Here is a 19921-nt window from a genome sequence, read left to right on the forward strand (position 1 = left end):
CTGATTCAGGGATCTGACCGTTCAATTATTATTATTTTTAAAACTCTCCAGTACCGCTTGCCTCATGGTACCTACTGGAGCCGGAATGCCAAGCCAGTGTTCGAATGCGACAGCTCCTTGATAAACAAACATGCCTAGTCCGCCATGCACGGTACATCCGCGTAAACGTGACTCACGCAGCAGACGGGTCTCCAGCGGATTATAGATCAGATCACTGACGGCTGCCCCTTCACGAATCCATGCAGGATCGATAGGCACATCATCCATGTGTGGGTGCATGCCAGCTGCAGTCGTATTAATAACGATATCTGCTGTGGCAAGTGCAGATTGAGCCTCCTCCATGCCATTGCCGGAGATATCCCCTAAATCATAACTACGCAGATCCGCAGCAAGGGTGATTGCTCGATCGGCTGTACGATTCAGGATGTTGATTTGCTCGGGTTTTTCGAGTGCAAGGGCATAGATGACACCTCTTGCGGCGCCACCTGCTCCAAGAACAGCAATTCGTTTTCCTTTGATCTGAGGAACAGCTTCCTCCTTCAGAGAACGCACATATCCAATCCCATCCGTATTGTAACCTGTAAGCGTGCCATTTTCGTTCACGATGGTATTCACCGCCCCGATCAAACGAGCACTTTCATCGATTACATCTAGATATTGCATCACTTGTTCTTTATGCGGAATCGTGACATTCACTCCACGATAGCCTAATGCCACAATGCCACGAACAGCAGCTTCGAGCTGATCAGGGCGCACATGAAGCGACATGTACATGCCGTTCACACCTGCTGCCTGCAAAGCTGCATTATGCATAGCCGGGGATTTGGAATGAGCAATCGGGTCACCCATTACCCCAAGTAATACAGGAAGTGAAGAATTGAACTTGTTTTCTGCTGACATCGATTCGCCTCCGATCTGATCCGTTGTTCGAATGGAATGCTTGTAAACTAGATCAGGGAAGGACGAATCTGCACCCGAATCCCTTTTGGAACATGGACAGCCACCAGAGCACCGTTATCTCCGTTAACCTTGATCCAGCCCAGACCAGAGATGAATACGTCCGACTGACTGCCACGTTTGATCCGGAATTCATGTCTCGTCCATTCCGGCATCTCGGCCGCGTGCTCACGCGTTGGCGGAGACAGCAATTCACCCAGGTGATCACGGTATAGATCATCTGCCCGTTCCAGTTTTGTCCGATGAATGTCCAGGGCAGTACTGATAAAACAAGTGAACGATTGACGATCACCTTCGATAAAATCAAACCGAGCCATACCACCGAAGAACAGAGTCTGGCCGGAATTCAATTGATATACCGCAGGTTTAAGCGGTTTCTCCGGCATGATCGCAGCCAGATCTTTACGTGATACAATCTCACTGAACCGCCATGGATACACAATTCCCGGCGTATCGATAATATATTTTCCATCATCCAGCGGAATGTTCACCATATCCAGTGTTGTTCCCGGATAACGTGATGTTGTCAGTTCCTGCTCCAGATCGCTGTAATCTCGAATCAAACGGTTAATCAATGTTGATTTACCTACATTGGTTCCGCCAACAACATAAACATCCCGATCTCCACGGTGCGTACCCACAAGCTCAAGCAGGCGGTCGAATCCTTGATTTTGCTTCGCACTACAGAGTACAACGTCTACCGTTCGCAGTCCCTGTTCTTTGGCTTGCTTCTGCACCCAGTTCCGAACCTTGTTCCAGTTGGTTACTTTGGGGAGCAAGTCCGTTTTGTTCACGGCAAGCAGTACCGGATTGTTTCCGACAAAGCGCTGCAAGCCAGAAATAATACTGCCATCAAAATCAAACAAATCAACGATATGAATGACGAGTGCATCCTTATCCCCGATTTTGCTGAGCAGAGCAAGGAACTCGTCCTGATCTACTGTAACAGATGATGACTCATTATAATTTTTGATACGGAAACAGCGCTGGCAGATGACCGGTTCACGATCAAGTGCTTTCTCAGGAATAAATCCAGGCAGATCCGGATTTTCCGTTTGCAGATTCACGCCGCATCCACTGCATCTTACGGCAATATTGCCGTTATGCGGTTCTGTCATTTCTTCTTTTCCTCCTCAAGCCATAAGCCTTTCTTACGCAAATTCGACAGGGCAATCCGTTCTACTCTCCGATTAAAGCGGGTCATAAAGCCTTCATCTCCGATGGAAATCGGCAGCACCAGGACCGTATAAAGTCCAAGTCTGTTTCCTCCATAAACATCGGTGAGCATTTGATCCCCTACAACAATCGTTTTCTCGGGAGCAAGCTCCATCATGTTCATTGCTTTACGAAACGGTACATTCGATGGTTTGCGTGCACTATGCACAAACTGGATATCTAGCGGAGTCGCAAACAGGGACACCCGATTCAGATTGTTATTGGACACAATCATCAGCTGGAATCCTACCTGTTTTACACGCGCGAACCATTCAATCAATTCGGGTGTGGCATCAGGTGCTTTAGCTCCAACAAGCGTATTATCCAAGTCCGTTATGATTCCACGATACCCTTGAGCGTACAGCTCTTCCAGATTAATATCAAAAACTGTGTCTACACGCAGCTTGGGTAGTAACATTTTAAACAAAGAAGTCACCTCAGTTTCATACGACACACTATATCACAAATCCGTCTTTCCTGAAAATGCAAACACCTTTTATCATTATAAAAAAAGGAAAAACGGGACGGGCGACATCTATGCCCGTTCCGCTTTCAGTTCCCTCCGCAGCTTCAAGGCCGTCTGATAAACAACCTTCCAGTCATCAGCGGTTACCGTTGCCGGACTGTAACGGGTCTGTTCGAACTTCATCAGTAACTCTTCCAGTGTCGCTCGAGCGGATGGTCTAAGCTGACTCCAGCGAGTTACGGACTCACGAAGCGTTTCGTCCCCACTACGAGTCAAACCTCGTTTTCTCGCATAACGAATCCAGCGCCCCGTCTCAGCCAGAACCTTCTGTTCAGGTGTCAGCGGTCTGCCTGCACGCAGGCGAAGCAGTAAGAAGCGCAGTGAAAGACGGTTACGCCAGAACATGTAGGCTACCCATAATGCGATAACAGCACCTGCAATCCAGATGACAAAGGTTGGAATGGCAGCAGTCGTCTGCTCGGGAGCAGGCGTTTGTTCTTCCTCTTGAACAGGTTCTTCCTCTGGCTGCTCTTCCGGCTGGTCAGCAGGCTGAACCTCAGGTGTTTCGGTCAATAGAGGCATATCAAAGCCCGGGGTTGCCTCAACTGGAATCCAGCCATATTCGCCAAAGTACACTTCTGCCCAAGAGTGAGCATCTGCATTCGTTACCGTGTACGTTGTTTCAATCGTTGCACCAGGCTGGCGAGGAGCCTGTAAGTCCGAGTTAAGGGACATCTGCCCAGGTGCATAACCCTTCACCCATCTGGCTGGAATACCTTCCGACCGAGCCATCATCACAAGCGCAGTGGAAAAGTAATCGCAATACCCTTCACGAATATCAAACAAGAACCCTTCTACAAAATCCTTGCTTACTTTTCGGGATAGATCCGGATTGTTAGTGTAATTGAAATTTTGTTGTAAATAGTTTTGCAGTAATGCTACTTTTTCATACGGTGTTTTTGCAGACGCTGTAACCTCGGCCGCGAGATCCTTTACTCTTTCAGGGAATCGGGAAGGCAATTGTAAATACTTGTCGTCTGCCGGATTGCTTGAATACAGAGTATCTGCTGTTTTGGTACGAAGCTCATCTTCCACGATAATCGGCACTTCGGATACAACCGTATAGTTTTTGGGATACTGCGGCTGTTGACGCGATGTTACTACGTGAAGTTCGGCACGCTCCGTATTCCAAAGCATACGACTAGCTCTCTCATCCCCGTTGACCGAGCTCACTTGAGATATGGAATACGCTCCAAACAAAATCGGATATACCGTGTCATTCAGCATTGTCACTTTCTGCGTGACCTGTTTTGTATTTACTTTTCCAGCCTGTTCATTTTCCAGGCCTTGATTGGCTGACACATTCTCCATAGCTGCACGTCCAGGTTCATCCCAGCCCGTGCCCGTATATTCAGAACGTGTCTCACCGCGCCAGTAGCTTCGATCACTCGTCGTAATCGACATTACAGGCGTGTAATCAAAGTTAAAGCCTCCGCCAAGCTGGTTATCTTCCCGACTGTATCCCGACTCTGTAGCTGCTGGAATATCCAGTACCCCATTGCCCGATTGGCTCGTGGATGTTCCGGTGTAATTTCGCCAAGCCGTGTACGGGTCCGTCAAGGTTGGCGGAATTTCCGGCATGTTCACACTGGCAACAATGATTAATGAAAAAATGATAGCTATATTCGCCAGTATTTTATAAGGATACCGAATCATTCGTTTCCAACCTTGCGGGTATTGCAGCTGATAGTTACGGAAGTGCTGACATACGAGCCAGCCCATGCCAGCAAACATCACCCAGGCAATCTCACCCCACAGCGGAATCTGTGTGAAGGAATCCAAGATCCCCATTGAAATCACATTAACTCCCAAGAAAACAAGAATGCGGCGGGTAGAGTTTACAAGACGAAGGGCCGCCTCCAACATTACCCATGTACACAAGGAAAACCAGATATATGGAGGCATATGCACAATAAATTGCTCCATACGCTCTGTTAACGAGCCGTAAGGAATGTACACCGTGTAATCAATCAACGTTTTATGCAAAATATATAAGACCGCAACGGCCTTGATTATCGTTCGATACACTACTTTGAAGGGGAGAATGACTTCCAAAATACTTACCGCTGCCAGCGTCCAGAGCACCAGCGAAGTCGTCTCGGTATACCAGGATTCCTGAGTAAATGAAATCCACTGCAGAGCGATGAGAAATATCCAGAGCAAGGATGCCGCGTGATACCAGGATCGTTTTAACCCGAAGCTTTCTTGTCCTTTGGTGTTCATACCGAACCTCCTCCCATAATCGTTGGAAGTTCCTGCAGGTGGGCAACGGTAAATGATCTTGTTCCCCTGCCGCGCAGCATGGCATTCCATTCAGCGCTTCGGCGGGATTCTGCCGAATCAATCAGGATGTGACATGGAGTCATTCCACGTGTATCCGCCCAGCGAAGCAATTCAATTATTTTTTCATCTTTCTGTGGAGAGATGACAACAAAATAAGCTCCCTGCGGGAACTGACGGGCTATTTTCTCCACTCCAGGAAGTAGGGAAGCGTCCTGTCCATTGTCCTGAATATCTACGAGATGATGCATCATCTTCTGCCGCTCGATCAAACTTTCACTTGGTGGCATGAAGGAAGACTTGTTAGACAAAGTCAACAGCCCCATCCCCATTCGTTCCCTTGTACCATAATCCAGCAAAGACGCTGTGGTGGAAACAGCCAGTTCAAATGCTTCTCCGTGCGGATAGCTTCCGGCCAGTGCATCTAGGACCAGGATTGTTTTGGGCACAGACTCATGTTCGAACTCTTTAGATTTCCAATTGCCTGTCTTGGCTGTTGCATTCCAGTGAATACGAGACAGGCGATCCCCATACACGTAGTCACGCACTCCGTTAATCTGGGTTGTTTCCCTGCGTGAACGGGTTAAGGCCGTCTGTGGCCCTGACAAGCGTGACTTGCGATCATACAACTGCCAGTAAGGTATAAACACGGTGCGAGGCAATACACGAAACTCTCCGCGTGCCTTAAATGTTCCGCGATGTTCAATCAGCCCGAAAATATCCTCGCTGGCACACTCTGTTTCCGAAAAAACATACTTTCCCCGCTCAAGCGGAGGTGTTTGGAACGACAGTTCACCAGCACCCCGCATACTTGGAATCAGACTTTCTTTAAACGACCATGTTTCTCCATTGTGCCGATGCAGTATCTCACGAACAACAACATATGGAAGCGGGAGAAAACCCGGAATGGTCAAGCTCAGCTTCACCTGAACCTGATCACCGGCGTGAAGCAGTTCTTCATGATCCTGTCCGGAAGAGAGCCTACGTATGCCCTGAGCCCTTTTCACGCCGCTGAATCCAGCAATCGCAAGATACAGGCAGAGTAGCGTTACCATGGACAGTAGCATAAGCGAGGTCTTTCCTCCCTGAAACAAAACGTACGCCAGACAGCACATCCACACCACTACGATGCCCCAAACGCGAGGGTGGCGCAGGCCTCGATTGACTGTAGTCAAAAGCGGTCTCATGAACTATTGTCCCATCGACACAGGCACACGAACCTGTTGTAATACGGAATTCAGAACGGCCTCTGAGCTCATGCTATCCAGTCTGGATTCAGGACGAAGAACGATACGATGAGAAATCACATATGGAGCCATCGTTTTCACATCATCCGGCAGCACGTAGTCTCGCTCCTGCAAGAAGGCAAAAGCTTTCACCGCCATCATGAAAGAGATTGCCGCCCTTGGACTAGCACCCAGTAATACAGACGGGTGCGTACGGGTGTGGCGAACAACATCCAGAAGATAATCCATAACAGGATCTCCGATGAACACCTCTTTGATCTCCTGCTGAATAGCCGAGATTTGATCCATATGAGTGACAGATTCAAGCCGATCAACCGGCTGACCCGATTGATGCTGCTTCAGTAATGTTTTTTCAATATCTTTGTCAGGATAACCCAAACTGATCTTTAACATAAAACGATCGAGCTGTGCTTCAGGCAGCGTATATGTTCCCTCAAAGTCAATTGGATTTTGCGTCGCGCATAACATGAAAGGGTGTGGCAAATCGTAAGTGTCACCGTCTACGGTTACACTGCGCTCTTCCATGACTTCCAGCAAAGCTGATTGTGTTTTGGTTGTCGCACGGTTAATCTCGTCCGCGAGCAAAATATTGGTCATGACCGGGCCTGGTCGGAAATAAAAACGCTCGTCTTTAGGATGAAAAACAGAAACACCCGTAATATCACTTGGTAGAATATCAGGATTACATTGAATACGCCGGTATTCCCCGCGCATGGATTTCGATAGTGCTTTGATTAACTGTGTTTTGCCCGTTCCCGGTACGTCTTCAATCAGAACGTGTCCGCCTGCAAGCAAAGCTGTGAGTAGAAGTTGAATTTCAAAGGATTTCCCCATAATGCAGGATTCCAGATTCGAACGAACTGCAGATATGATTTGGATCGACTCTTTGCGCACAGGCATGTGGTCTAACCTCCTAAAAAAGCATACAGATTTCCTTTTATTGTACATGATCTAGTGTCACGAGTACACTCGAAGGAACTCACAATTTGTTTCCAGTCGTCTGATTCACCGCATTTAACGCATGAATACGACAAAAAAAAGGCTATGGATAATGTTCATCCGAAGCCTCATCTTATCATTGGATTCATTTAATTTTTAACCTTTGGGCCGAACAACCAGTGCTGCGAGAAATGAAAAGATAATCGCCGACGATATCCCAGCTGCCGTGAGATCAAAGATACCAGTAATTACGCCGATCCAGCCCTCTTTTTCCAGCTCAGTCAACGCTCCATGCACCAATGAATTGCCAAAGCTCGTGATGGGCACCGAGGCACCTGCACCTGCAAACTTCACCAGAGGGTCATACAGTCCAAATGCGTCCGCTACAGCACCAGCCACCACTAACGTACTCATCGTATGTGCAGGTGTCAGCTTCGCACCATCCATCAACAGCTGTCCGATCACACAGATCAGACCTCCAACGATAAAAGCCCAGAGAAATTGCATATCTTTTAACCCTCCTGTTCAATTGCGACAGCATGTGCAATACATGGAATGCTTTCACCCTGTTGGTATGAGAGCGGAGACAGAAGTGCCCCGGTTGCAACCACAAGTACTCGTTTCAGATCACCCTTTTGCATCCGGTTCAAAATATGTCCATAAGTTACGGTAGCGGAACAACCGCAGCCGCTTCCTCCCGCAACGACTTGAGTCTGTTTCTCACGATCATAGATCATCAGTCCACAATCGTTGAAAACCGTCTGCTCCATTGGAATACCTTCCTTATGCAAAAGCTCCTTGGTAATCGGCAAGCCAACAGATGCCAGATCTCCTGTAACAATCAAATCATAATACCCAGGTTCCAGTCCGGTATCTCTGAAATGAGAAATAATCGTATCTGCCGCAGCGGGAGCCATAGCTGCTCCCATATTAAAGGGATCTTTGATACCGAGATCCATGATCCGTCCAATGGTCGCTTTGGCAATAATCGGCCCTTCACCCGTGCGAGAAACAACACCACACCCTGAGCCTGTAACGGTATACTGCGCATAAGGCGGCTTCTGCGAGCCATACTCCGTTGGATAACGAAACTGCTTCTCCACCGTGCAGTTATGACTTACCGTTCCGGCAAGTACGTAGTCGCCGGCACCGGAATCCACAATCATGGAAGCCAGCGCTAACGTTTCCATGGAGGTGGAGCAGGCTCCAAATACACCCAGATAGGGTGCACCCAATTGCCTTGCCGAAAATGAACTGCTGATAATCTGGTTCATCAAATCGCCACCAACAAAATAATGCAGCTCTTCTTTGGTGAGATTGGCATTCACTAATGCTAGCTGGGATGCTTGTTCAAGCAGTTTCCTCTCCGCTTTTTCCCACGTTTTCTCACCAATCTCAAGATTGTCATAAATGTAGTCAAAATCAGAGGATAACGGCCCTTTGCCTTCATCTGGCCCTACAACGGTAGCTCTCCCTATAATTCGCGGCTGATGATCATACTCCCATGTCTGGCGGCCCAGCCGTTTCATAGATGCCCACCTCCGAATCCCAGAAAGGCATACACGATCCCTATAATAAACGCTGCAACGACTCCAAACACAATGACGGAGCCGGCAAGCTTGAACATGTTTGCTCCAACACCGAGCACCAGTCCTTCGGCACGATGCTCCAAGGCAGCCGAGCACATGGAATTCGCAAATCCTGTGACTGGGACACCTGTACCCGCTCCCGCCCACTGCGCAATTTTGTCGTACACACCAAGACAGGTCAGAATCACGGAGATCAGGATCATGACCGCGACAGTAGGACTTGCAGCCTCCTTAGATGTCATGTCCAACCCAGCCATAAACGCTTCCTGGATCGCTTGTCCAATCAAACAGACAGTTCCCCCCACCAGAAAAGCTTTGATACAATTTTTGAAAATTGGACGTGAAGGTTCATGTTTTTTGGCGACTTTTTTATATTCCTTCTCATCCATCGACAGCGATGAAGTTTTCTTCTTTCCAGTTGCAGATTGTTCTGGCAAGCACAGGACCTCCTTTATGTGAATGGTTTGCAGTTATAGCTGAATGGCGATTGTGGAGCACTTCTATTCATTGTTTGTTATTATCGGGAAGGTTATGTATCCGGCGAGAGACAGCATATGTTTCCAAAGAGAAAGAGATGGGGAAGTTATATAGATCGCGCCGCTTCATTGGTTCAAAACCTGTTTAGTCTATAAATAAAGAAGAATGATGACGAGCAAAATAAAAAGTACAATGAACAACACCTTCTCATTACCTTCTTCAGGAGGCATCATCTTGTATCTCGGCTCCTTCCTAAGCTTGAACGTCATTAACCGGACAGCCTGATTACGTAAGAATATGGCTCCCATTTATAATCTTATTCGAGCAGACCGTTACAGGACTGAGACAAAAGCGGATGAAAAGACGGAAAATCCTGAATAAAACCACAAAAAACATGCCTTAAAAACGTAACATAAACATGGACAATCACTTGTACAAGGTTCATACTATAATGTGACCAGTGGTTAATAAGTCCTTTGCACGAAAAAAGGACATCAGCCTAGTAGCCGTTCTACTATGAGCTGATCTACATATCAACAGAGGAGTTGTTGACACATGAACGAAAAAACGTTGGACATGTTCCGCACGTTAACGGAATTCCCTTCCGCCTCCGGTTTTGAACGCGAGCTGCGCGGCTGGATGAAAGAGCAAATGTCCGCCTATACCGATGAATTTGTACAGGATCGTCTGGGGAGTCTTTTTGGTGTACTGCGCGGAGAAGAATCTGGGCCTAAAGTTATGGTTGCCGGACATTTTGATGAAGTAGGTTTTATGACCTCAGGTATTACAGAAGCAGGTATGGTTAAATTTCGTCCACTGGGTGGATGGTGGAGTCAGGCTGTACTATCACAGCGTCTTCAGATCATTACACCTGAGCGCCGGATTACAGGCGTTGTCGGGTCTACACCTACTCACCTGCTGGATGAATCCCAACGCAACAAACCGGTAGATCTGAATTCGATGTATCTAGATATTGGTGCAGATGACCGGGCAGAGGCAGAATCGTGGGGTATTCAACCGGGGATGCAAATCGTACCGCTCTGTGAATTCACACCGATGGCCAATCCTAAGAAAATCATGGCAAAAGCTTGGGATAACCGTTACGGTGTTGGACTAGCCCTTGAACTGATGGAAGAACTCCATAAGGTAAAGTTGCCTAATATACTTTATTCAGGTGCAACGGTTCAAGAGGAATTGGGTCTGCGCGGTGCACGTACAGCTGCGAATCTCATTCAACCTGACATTTTCTTTGCACTGGACTGTAGTGCAGCCAACGACATGACAGGTGACAAGCAATCCTTTGGTCATATCGGTCAGGGTGCATTACTCCGCATACTTGACCCTGGCATGTTCACTCATCGTGGTATCGTTGAATATGTTCAGGACACAGCTTCCTCCAATCAGATTAAAATGCAATATTTCATCTCGCCAGGCGGTACTGATGCCGGTCAGGTTCACTTGAGCGGTATTGGTGTACCTTCCACCGTCATTGGCATCTGTGGCCGATATATTCACACCTCTTCTTCCATTATTCATACGGATGATTATGATGCAGCCAAAGAGCTGATCGTAAAACTGGTGAAGGGTCTCGATCGCACAACGATGGAAACCATTATCAATAACGCTTGATCCAGGAATAGAACAAAATTTTGTGAGCTTAAACACAGAGATACCTTATCGAATCTTTCTTCGGGGTATCTCTTTTTCTATTACATATAAACAGATTAATTGTTCGAACATGTCGGGAGTGGAGTACATAAGATATTAAACACATCAACCAGCGGGGGACCTTTATATGGCAATGAGGAGGACTGGAAAATCAAATAAAGGTTCCAAAAAACAAAATGCTGCAAACTCCCTTTTGGGTGGCAATATAAAAGGAAGAAATCTTGAGCTAATCGTGGCAGCACTTCTAGTTAGCGGAAAATTAAGAGTGGATGCGGTGACTTTGTTTCGCGAAGCTACTCTTGTTGTAGAACTGGTTGGTCAATATAAAACACTGCAAAAAGTTACACCGTCCAATCAAGACAAACTGGTGCAATTTCTGGATGAGATTGGTGGCGATATGACACTTAACGACGTCATACGTGCTTTCCAGCAAAGAATGAACTCCTAACGCCAAAGAAATGAGGTTCGAATGATGTCTGACTTTGACGGAAATGGATTTGCCGAGCTGTTAATTGTAGTCATCTTGGTCGTTTTGTTTGTATTTGGCTCGTCTGATATTGACGCGTTGACAGATTCACCATCACAAGGCTAAGGCTTTACCTTTGTAATGATAAAATCAGAAACATACCACAGCAATCAGATCATGAAAAACGCCAGTTCCAAGGCTTGGACTGGCGTTTATTCGTAACCCGGGAAATTTACCTACACTACAGAAATAAAGGCGAGAATGCAAACCATGCCAAAATCAGTGTTAGAATTACGCAGACATTTTCTACAACTGCCCCATGCTTGGTTCCCGTACTCATCAGGTTTGCCCGGATGCGCAGCTTTAACGGCGGCAAAGGCCGTATCCCCCGATTGGTCAACGAATCAGCAATCAAATGTAGAGCATAAGCGGAGCCTCCAGCTACCCAAATTTCTGGGCCTTGCTGCTGCGTTGTACTGTACAGTAACCCCGTCCAAACAGCTGTTCCATACAAGGTATGGGTTAAGCCCCTGTGTGTAAGTGTCGTGCACAGCATAAGCAGGCTGCCTGCAATCAGATTCCACGGAGCAAAAGCATGACCATAAAAGACCAAGCCCAGTCCAATGGCAAACATCAATACTTTACGCAGCGAGCGCGATGGCAGGAACGACACAAGCCCAATCAATATGGCGAGTAGCAAATTCCACGGTTTCGCGGGTACGTAAAAATACACAAATACAGCCGCAGGCAAAAGAATAGTCTGCAGCAACCGAATCAGACTGCTCGGCAGGGCTTTAGAAACCAGCAATGAATTAGGCTCATCAATATCAGGCAGCAATGAGCCAATCAGGGCTACCGTTACTGCCGGAGCTGTAACCTGCAATCCCATCAGCTGTAATACTGAAAGTGAAACGCCTGTACTGATAATCAGGTGGGATCTTCCCATCATGATGCAAAAACGTCCTTTCGAGAATATAGGGAACGCAACCGACCCCAATCTGATCATACCTCGAAAAGTAATATAAGAACAATAGTTCGTATTTCTTATTTCTGAAAAATATTTTTACATTCGTGACGGTCATCACACTTATTTTAATATGAATGATCTATCGTAATTAGTGAAATAAATCACATTACAATTGAGTTAGTCGATGTATAATTCAAATATAAGCCATTAAAAATGTTGGTAAATGTACAGGTTTATCCAAGGGAGGGCTACACACATGAACGGAAATAAAGAAAAATTAGTCGTGATCGGTAATGGTATGGCCGGAATCAGCACGGTGGAACAAATTCTAAAACTAACTTCACGCTTTGATATTACGGTTTTTGGTACAGAACCTTATCCTAACTACAATCGTATTATGTTGTCCTACGTACTGGAAGGTAGCAAAACGCTGGATGACATTGTCCTTAATGATCTCCACTGGTACGAGGACTACGGCATTACGCTTCACACAGGAACCACGGTTGCCCGCATTGATGCCGAGACTCGTGAAGTAGTAACCGAAGATGGACACCGTGCTCCGTATGACAAAATTATCATTGCAACGGGGTCAAGTTCTTTCATCCTCCCTGTACCCGGACATGACAAGCAGGGTGTCGTTGGTTTCCGTGATATCGCCGATTGCAATATCATGCTGGAAGCTGCAAAAGAATATAAAAAAGCAGCTGTCATCGGGGGCGGACTGCTAGGTCTGGAAGCAGCCAAAGGACTTGTGCAACTGGGTATGGACGTTACTGTTGTGCATCTGATGGATGATCTGATGGAACGCCAGCTGGACCCTCAGGCTTCGGCCATGTTGAAAGCTGAACTGGAACGTCAGGGAATCAAGTTCAAAATGGGAGCCCAAACTTCCGAACTGCTGGGTGGTGAACGGGTTGAAGGCATTCGTTTTGCCGACGATTCTGTGCTGAATGTTGATTTTGTAGTCATGGCAGTTGGTATTAAACCGAATACAGCCGTGGCCCGCGAAAGTGGTATCGAAGTCAACCGAGGCATCATCGTGGATGACTACATGCAGACTTCATTGAAAGACGTTTACTCTGTTGGGGAATGTAACGAACATCGCGGTGTATGTTACGGACTTGTAGCGCCACTGTTTGAGCAAGGAATGATTCTTGCGAAACATATTTGCGGGGTCGAAACAGCACCGTATGAAGGCTCGGTTGTATCCACCAAATTAAAAATTTCGGGTGTAGACGTCTTCTCTACTGGTGAATTCATTGACAGCCCGGAACATACCGTGATTTCGCAAAAAGACGACTGGAAACGAACGTACAAAAAAATTCTGCTTCGCGACAACAAAATGGTAGGTGCCGTTCTCTTCGGAGACATTACCGATTCTGCCGAACTGCAGAAACTGATCAAAAACCAAACGGAAATGACAGATGAATTGTATAGTTCTCTTATGGGTACAGGCTGCGGCGGTCACAAAAAAACAACTTCTGTTGAGACAATGCCGGAAGACGAAATCGTCTGTGGATGTAACGGCGTAACCAAAGGTGCGATCGTGGATGTCATTACCAATCAGGGTCTTACCACAATTGATGAAATTAAAGCCTGCACCGGTGCAACCCGCTCTTGCGGAGGATGTAAACCGGTGGTCGAACAGATTTTGCAATATGTGCTTGGAGATGGCTTCACTGCCGGGGGCAAACAGGGAATCTGCAGCTGCACATCCCTCGGACGGGATGAGATTGTTGCTGAAATCCGGGAAAAAGGCTTGCAAACAAGCAAAGAAGTGATGAACGTACTTGGCTGGAGCCAGCCTGAGGGTTGCTCGAAATGCCGTCCGGCCATCAACTACTATCTGGGCATGATCTATCCAGACACACATGAGGATGAAAAAGAATCCCGTTTTGTTAACGAACGTATGAATGCCAACATTCAAAAAGACGGAACTTACACCGTTGTACCTCGGATGTATGGCGGTGTAACGACACCAGCCGATCTGAAAAAGATCGCCGACGTTTCGGTCAAATACGATATCAAAGCGGTTAAAGTAACAGGCGGTCAGCGTCTTGATCTCATCGGTGTCAAAAAAGAAGATTTGACTAAAGTATGGGCTGAGCTGGATATGCCTTCGGGTTACGCTTACGCGAAATCGCTTCGTACGGTTAAAACATGTGTTGGCTCCCAATTCTGCCGCTTCGGCACACAGGATTCGATGGCCATGGGTGAGAGAATCGAACGTAAATTCGAACGACTGGATCTGCCAGCCAAATTCAAATATGCTGTAAACGGTTGTCCTCGGAACTGTGCGGAAGCATGCACGAAGGATATCGGAATCGTCGGTAATGATGGCGGCTGGGAAATCTTCATCGGTGGTAACGGCGGGATCAAAGCAAGACTCGCTGACTCACTGTGCAAAGTGAAAACCGATGATGAACTGATTGAATTGTGCGGAGCTATCATGCAGTATTACCGCGAGACAGGTAACTATCTGGAGCGTACTTCGGAATGGGTAGAACGCATGGGGCTAGAGCACATCCGCTCGGTTGTTGTGGATAACGTTGAGGAACGTAAAGCGTTGATGGAACGGATCGAGTTTGCCCTTGCACAAGTGGTAGAACCATGGCAAAAAGCGATTCGTGATGAAGAAGGTCAAAGCAAAATGTTCCATAGCATCGAAGTTACGGCTCGCCCATAAACAAAATCATATGTTGTTGGATTCAAGTAGAGAAATAAATGGATATAAAAGGAGTGGTTTACGATGACAACCAAACAAACAGGCACGTATTTCCCGGCTGGAGCTATAGATGAATTTCTGCCACGCATTGGCAGAGTTGTCGAGATCGAAGATCTTCAGCTTGCGGTATTCCGTGCTTCGGATGGCACCATCTTTGCTGCTGACAACCATAACCCCCACCCTAAGGGTGGGCCGCTGGCGGAAGGCATTGTCTCTGGACACTATCTCTATGATCCGCTGTACGACTGGAAAATTGATTTGACAACAGGTCAGGTGCAAGCACCAGACAACGGTCAAGTGCAGATGTATCCGGTTAAAGTGGAGAACGACCGGGTCTGGATTGCTGTATAACCTCTGCTCTACTGTAACATTGGGGATTCGGATTGATGTTGACTAATGGGGGAAAACATGATGTATACACCAAGTGTTGAAGGAATTATTGAAGCAGCCGTCAAAAAGAGAGATCAGATGAATTCAAGTTTGCCACGTTACATGGTCGCTGCCTTAATGGCAGGTGCATATGTGGGACTTGGCATTATCCTGATCTTCAGTATCGGGGCTCCGTTGCTCGCGGCACATTCACCACTGCAAACGATGCTGATGGGCATGTCCTTCGGACTCGCCCTGACGCTGGTAATCTTTGCTGGATCGGAACTGTTCACAGGTAATAATATGTTTTTCACGATGAGTACACTTGCCGGGCGGACCACCGTAAATGATACGCTGAAAAACTGGGGACTTGTCTTTCTGGGCAATCTGATCGGTGCCGTCCTGCTCAGCCTGCTGATTGTCGGAAGCGGCCTGTTCAAAACAGCTACCCCGGAGCATCTGCTGTTCGTCGTATCTGCCAAAAAGATGGCTGCTCCAGTAACTGAACTCTTCTTCCGCGGCATTCTCTGTAACTGGCTCGTATGTCTGGCCATCTGGATGTCTGCCCGCTCCAAAGAAGATATTGCCAAGCTGGTTCTCATCTGGTGGTGTCTGTACGCCTTTATCGCAAGCGGATATGAGCACAGTGTAGCCAATATGACACTCCTGTCCCTGGCTTGGCTGTTGCCTAACCACCCGGATACGATTTCTCTCGCTGGATGGTTCCATAACATGATTCCAGTTACACTTGGTAACATCATCGGCGGCGCCCTGTTTGTCGGCATGGCCTATTGGTACACTTCACCGGTACGCAAAAAAGCTTAATGTTATGATTGTTCCTACGTTTCTATTAGACATAGATACTAAAATGAAGAAATTTTACTGGCAATCGTTCTTTATCTCACAGCCACGGTATGCTGAACCTGATTCAGCCCCCGTGGCTTTTTGATCTTCCTTTTACAAATTTACAAAGGGTGCATACATCTTTAATCTCCGGTTAACATAACAGCAGTATAGTCGGTGTATCGACCACCCAAACTAGCAAAGGATGATCACATCTATGGGAATCCATACGTACTTTCGATCGCTGAACGACCTCGAACGTATCATTCGAACTCCTGGCAAATTCAAATTCGAAGAACATTGTGTTTCTGCCCACTCCTGGAAAGTCGTACAGTATGCCAAGACACTTGCCGACATCGAGGAACAGCAAGGCGTGAGCATTGATTGGAAAAAGTTATACGAAATTACCAGTAGCCACGATTATGGCGAAATCTTCATTGGTGATATCAAAACACCGGTCAAACACTACTCGCTGGAGCTTCGATCCATGTTGCAACAGGTGGAAGAAGGCATGGTATCCCATTTTATTCATGAGAATATCCCACCTGAGTTTCAAGATATTTTCCGCAGACAACTGCGCGAAGGCAAAGACAACTCCGTGGAAGGGCTTATCCTTGAGGTAGCTGATAAAATGGACCAAGTGTATGAAGCATTTGCAGAGTTGCAACGCGGCAATACGGAAAAAGAATTCATTGTCATGTACCGCTACGCATTGATCAAGATTAAAAATATCGACCTCCACTGTGTTCGTTATTTCCTCAATCACATTCTGCCTGATATCATTGAAGAAGGTAACCGTTCCCCGTTTGATATCCGCAAAATAACCGAAGAAGCGTTGCAGCAATAATCAGCTCAGCCCATCCGGATTGCCTTGATCCATGGACAGAGCTTTTTTTTGTACCTGCCACTGCTGCCGATATTCGCTCGGATACAGACCCGTTTTGTTTTTGAAAATCCTGCTAAAATAATGGGAATCCGCATACCCTACCGCTCCGCCAATGGTTTTGTTATCCATATGCTCATACGCTGCAAGCAGACGTTTGGCCTCGTTTAGTCTCAGACCCGTCAGGTATTTCAATGGTGTCTCCCCTGTTACCTTTTTAAAGCATTTCCCTAGATAATCTACGCTAAAATGCATCTGTGCTGCCATATCCTGCAATGTAATCTCATGCATGTAGTTTTGTTTGAGATAGAGTTTGACCGACACTGCAATATCTTCCGCCTTTACCTGATCGTCCAACACGATACTTACATGAGACAATGAATCCACAGCGCTTCCCAGCTTCAGCTCCATCGCATCCAGTAGCGCACGAAGCTGTTCTTCCGACAACGGTTTAAGTAAATAATCTTCGACTTTATACTGGATCGCCTGCCGTGCATATTCGAACTCATGATACCCGCTAAGGATGACAATTTTAACATGCGGGTAAGCAAAATAAAGATATTTCGCCAGCTCAAGCCCGTTCATCACGGGCATCTGAATGTCGGTGATGACCAGATCAGGTACATTCTGTTCTATAAGTTGCAACGCCTCCTGACCATTCCTCGCCTCCCCGATGACTTCAAACCGTGTATTCAGCTCTTTGAACTTGCGTGAAACATTACGACGAATCAACGCCTCATCCTCTACAATTATGGTTCTGTATTTCACCGTCATATTCATACGTTCGACCCTACTCCTTTCGAATGGAACCTCTTATACGAATGCTGACACCGCCGGTAGATTTGTTTTCGATACACATCCTGGCTGCCGGACCATACCATAACTTCAATCGAGCCCAGATATTTTTGAGTCCCATCCCGTTAATCTCAAGGTGAGGCATTTGATCCCATTCCTGAGATTCATCGATATAATGCACAAGTTGTGCAAGCGTTTCAGGCTCCATGCCGGGGCCATTATCTTCAACGTGAATCTGCCAGGTCTTCTGATCGATATGCAATTCACCCGTGATATGCAGTTTCCATGGCAGCGTATCACTCAAACCGTATTTCATCGCATTTTCGAGCAAAGGCTGAATGATCAGCATCGGAACCCGGATATCTTTCATCTCATCAGGGATCGAGAACTCGTAGTGTAAATCATCCTCAAAGCGAACTTTCATACATTCAAGATATCGTTCACAATACTCAAGTTCGTGAGATAGCGGGACGCCGTTTATGCCAGAAGTAGAAATATAACGAAGCATGGAAGCAATATGATCGCAGAACACCACGATCTGTTTATTCATTCCCTCCTCCGCCATGATACTTATATTGGTAATGTTGTTGTATAGAAAATGCGGATTCATCTGTGACTGCAATGCCAGCAACCTCGCCTCTGTCTCCCGGGTTTTGATGGCCATCTGGTCTTGAAAAGACTGCACAAGCTGCTGATTCAACCGGATGAAGGTATCATTCAGCTCTGCCAGCTCCCGGATGGACGCAGGATGGTCCAGCTTGAATAACAACTGACCAGCCTCCTGACCTGACATCAGGTCGTTTTCACCTGTTTTCTGAATAATGCGCTGCAACCGATGAAGCGGCAGGGTAACCCTTTTCGAGATCAGATACGAAAACAACAAAATAATCAACAGGGTAGCTAGCGTAGCACCTGCAAAGATCCATGCCATCCGGTTCAAATTGGAAAAAAGGGACTGCTTGGACTGCATGACAACAACAGTCCATCCGGTTTCCTGGGATGTCATATACGTCATCATCTGCCTTGACCCCGTAGGCGAATGGGTGACTTCCTGCATCGTTTCAGGCGGGGATGTACGATGTTGAATCAGCTTCATTTCTTCCGAATAATCAGCTGAAGCTGAAGAGGAATCAGCAGCTAACGTGGCTGAAGGAAGCGGGTACAACAAGGTATCCTGCTCATCCAGCACATAGACTCGAAGCTCCTTATTACCTACTTGCAGCTCGTGCAAATACTGGAATAGATCTTCGGCAAGCTGCAAAATTTCAACGACACCCTGACTGACATAATTACCGTCCTTGTAGACCCGTGTAAGCGAGATATAGGGTTGATCCGTTCTCCCTTCCCCGGTGGGCATGGGCAATGCACCACCTTGTAACAGACGAATGACACGCCAGCCGCTCCGTTCCCAGGTTTCCTTATACCAGGGGCGCTGCTTCAGATCTACCGGAAGCTGTCCGTTGAATACTCCCGCCCCCAGCATCTTTCCATTCACATCGTAAATGTTAGCCTGTTTGGCCGTATTGGAGCTGCTAATAATCGCCATAATGACATCAATTAGTGTAGTCGTGTCCTTATACAGCGAGGGGTCACTTGTCATCGTTCGTTCACCCCCCTCTGCCGGGGCCAAGTAATGACTGAAATGCTCCTTGACCAGATTGGAATATACGATATTCATGGAGAAATTGTTCATTTTCACAACTTCCTGATCCAGATGACTAACAATGGACAACCCCAATTGTTTTTGCTGCTCTTCACTTCGATGACGAATATCACTGGTGAGATACACATATAACAGGCCAGCCACAATAAGGGAAAACGTAATAAATACCGCTGAATAATACGCAAACAAACTCTGTTGTAATGTTCTGAATCGATACCGCAATTCCATACCCCCGTCTTCATTATCAACATCTGCGTATCTTCGATGACTTCGAAAATGTCCACCTCGAAGAACGCTTTTGTCTATTGAGCC

19 protein-coding genes are annotated in these 19921 nt (G+C 46.8%); 7 read left to right on the forward strand and 12 right to left on the reverse strand.

The genetic code is table 11. The annotated features are described in order from the left end of the window. Positions 1–21 precede the first annotated feature (21 nt). From aroE to spoVAC, 9 genes are all read right to left on the reverse strand, one after another. Entirely contained in the window at positions 22–900 is an 879-nt protein-coding gene (gene aroE / locus AC1VYS_RS20355; protein WP_482911196.1) for a shikimate dehydrogenase, read from the reverse strand. A gap of 47 nt (positions 901–947) precedes the next feature. Next, positions 948–2075 carry a ribosome biogenesis GTPase YqeH gene (gene yqeH / locus AC1VYS_RS20360; protein ID WP_482911197.1) on the reverse strand — a complete coding sequence of 376 codons (1128 nt, stop codon included), beginning with the start codon at positions 2073–2075 and terminating at the stop codon, positions 948–950. After that, positions 2072–2599 (reverse strand): YqeG family HAD IIIA-type phosphatase, encoded by a 528-nt coding sequence (locus AC1VYS_RS20365; protein ID WP_482911198.1) that lies wholly within the window; start codon positions 2597–2599, stop codon positions 2072–2074. Before AC1VYS_RS20365 ends, yqeH begins: the two co-directional genes overlap by 4 nt. A gap of 108 nt (positions 2600–2707) precedes the next feature. Beyond that, complete coding sequence (locus AC1VYS_RS20370; protein ID WP_482911199.1) at positions 2708–4921, reverse strand: DUF4129 domain-containing transglutaminase family protein; 2214 nt, start codon at positions 4919–4921, stop codon at positions 2708–2710. Next, entirely contained in the window at positions 4918–6165 is a 1248-nt protein-coding gene (locus AC1VYS_RS20375) for a DUF58 domain-containing protein (protein WP_482911200.1), read from the reverse strand. The genes AC1VYS_RS20370 and AC1VYS_RS20375 overlap by 4 nt, the downstream gene beginning before the upstream one ends. A gap of 3 nt (positions 6166–6168) precedes the next feature. Further along, the gene (locus tag AC1VYS_RS20380; protein WP_434750040.1) at positions 6169–7125 is read right to left on the reverse strand and encodes an AAA family ATPase; all 957 of its coding nucleotides are present in this window, start codon (positions 7123–7125) and stop codon (positions 6169–6171) included. A gap of 195 nt (positions 7126–7320) precedes the next feature. After that, on the reverse strand, positions 7321–7671 hold the full coding sequence (gene spoVAE / locus AC1VYS_RS20385) for a stage V sporulation protein AE (protein WP_090914950.1): 351 nt from the start codon (positions 7669–7671) through the stop codon (positions 7321–7323). Positions 7672–7676: 5 nt separating this feature from the next. Beyond that, a complete protein-coding gene (gene spoVAD, locus AC1VYS_RS20390) occupies positions 7677–8693 on the reverse strand; it encodes a stage V sporulation protein AD (protein WP_482911201.1) in 1017 nt (338 codons plus the stop codon). Further along, entirely contained in the window at positions 8690–9142 is a 453-nt protein-coding gene (gene spoVAC, locus AC1VYS_RS20395; protein ID WP_123062868.1) for a stage V sporulation protein AC, read from the reverse strand. Before spoVAC ends, spoVAD begins: the two co-directional genes overlap by 4 nt. A 643-nt stretch (positions 9143–9785) precedes the next feature. Here spoVAC and AC1VYS_RS20400 point away from each other — a divergent pair. From AC1VYS_RS20400 to AC1VYS_RS20410, 3 genes are all read left to right on the forward strand, one after another. Next, positions 9786–10859, forward strand: a complete 1074-nt coding sequence (locus AC1VYS_RS20400; RefSeq protein ID WP_482911202.1) for a M42 family metallopeptidase — start codon at positions 9786–9788, stop codon at positions 10857–10859. 166 nt (positions 10860–11025) lie between these two features. After that, positions 11026–11346, forward strand: coding sequence for a hypothetical protein (locus AC1VYS_RS20405; protein WP_482911203.1), 321 nt, complete (start codon positions 11026–11028; stop codon positions 11344–11346). A 21-nt stretch (positions 11347–11367) separates the two neighbouring features. Further along, a complete protein-coding gene (locus tag AC1VYS_RS20410) occupies positions 11368–11490 on the forward strand; it encodes a hypothetical protein (protein WP_445645804.1) in 123 nt (40 codons plus the stop codon). A 115-nt stretch (positions 11491–11605) separates the two neighbouring features. Here AC1VYS_RS20410 and AC1VYS_RS20415 read toward each other — a convergent pair whose 3' ends face one another. Continuing rightward, positions 11606–12313 carry a metal-dependent hydrolase gene (locus tag AC1VYS_RS20415; RefSeq protein WP_482911204.1) on the reverse strand — a complete coding sequence of 236 codons (708 nt, stop codon included), beginning with the start codon at positions 12311–12313 and terminating at the stop codon, positions 11606–11608. A 274-nt stretch (positions 12314–12587) separates the two neighbouring features. Between AC1VYS_RS20415 and nirB the strand changes: the two genes are divergently transcribed. From nirB to AC1VYS_RS20435, 4 genes are all read left to right on the forward strand, one after another. Continuing rightward, entirely contained in the window at positions 12588–15017 is a 2430-nt protein-coding gene (gene nirB / locus AC1VYS_RS20420; RefSeq protein ID WP_482911205.1) for a nitrite reductase large subunit NirB, read from the forward strand. A 63-nt stretch (positions 15018–15080) separates the two neighbouring features. Then, complete coding sequence (gene nirD / locus AC1VYS_RS20425) at positions 15081–15407, forward strand: nitrite reductase small subunit NirD (RefSeq protein WP_482911206.1); 327 nt, start codon at positions 15081–15083, stop codon at positions 15405–15407. Between the two features lie 60 nt (positions 15408–15467). After that, positions 15468–16250 carry a formate/nitrite transporter family protein gene (locus AC1VYS_RS20430; protein ID WP_482911207.1) on the forward strand — a complete coding sequence of 261 codons (783 nt, stop codon included), beginning with the start codon at positions 15468–15470 and terminating at the stop codon, positions 16248–16250. A 235-nt stretch (positions 16251–16485) separates the two neighbouring features. Then, a complete protein-coding gene (locus AC1VYS_RS20435) occupies positions 16486–17115 on the forward strand; it encodes a YfbR-like 5'-deoxynucleotidase (protein WP_482911208.1) in 630 nt (209 codons plus the stop codon). On the opposite strand, the gene AC1VYS_RS20440 is transcribed toward AC1VYS_RS20435, so the two are convergent. Both AC1VYS_RS20440 and AC1VYS_RS20445 read right to left on the reverse strand, forming a co-directional pair. Further along, a complete protein-coding gene (locus tag AC1VYS_RS20440; RefSeq protein WP_482934538.1) occupies positions 17116–17925 on the reverse strand; it encodes a response regulator transcription factor in 810 nt (269 codons plus the stop codon). Positions 17926–17941: 16 nt separating this feature from the next. Further along, entirely contained in the window at positions 17942–19837 is a 1896-nt protein-coding gene (locus AC1VYS_RS20445; protein ID WP_482911210.1) for a cache domain-containing sensor histidine kinase, read from the reverse strand. Positions 19838–19921: the final 84 nt, after the last annotated feature.

The organism is Paenibacillus sp. G34 (assembly GCF_056856875.1).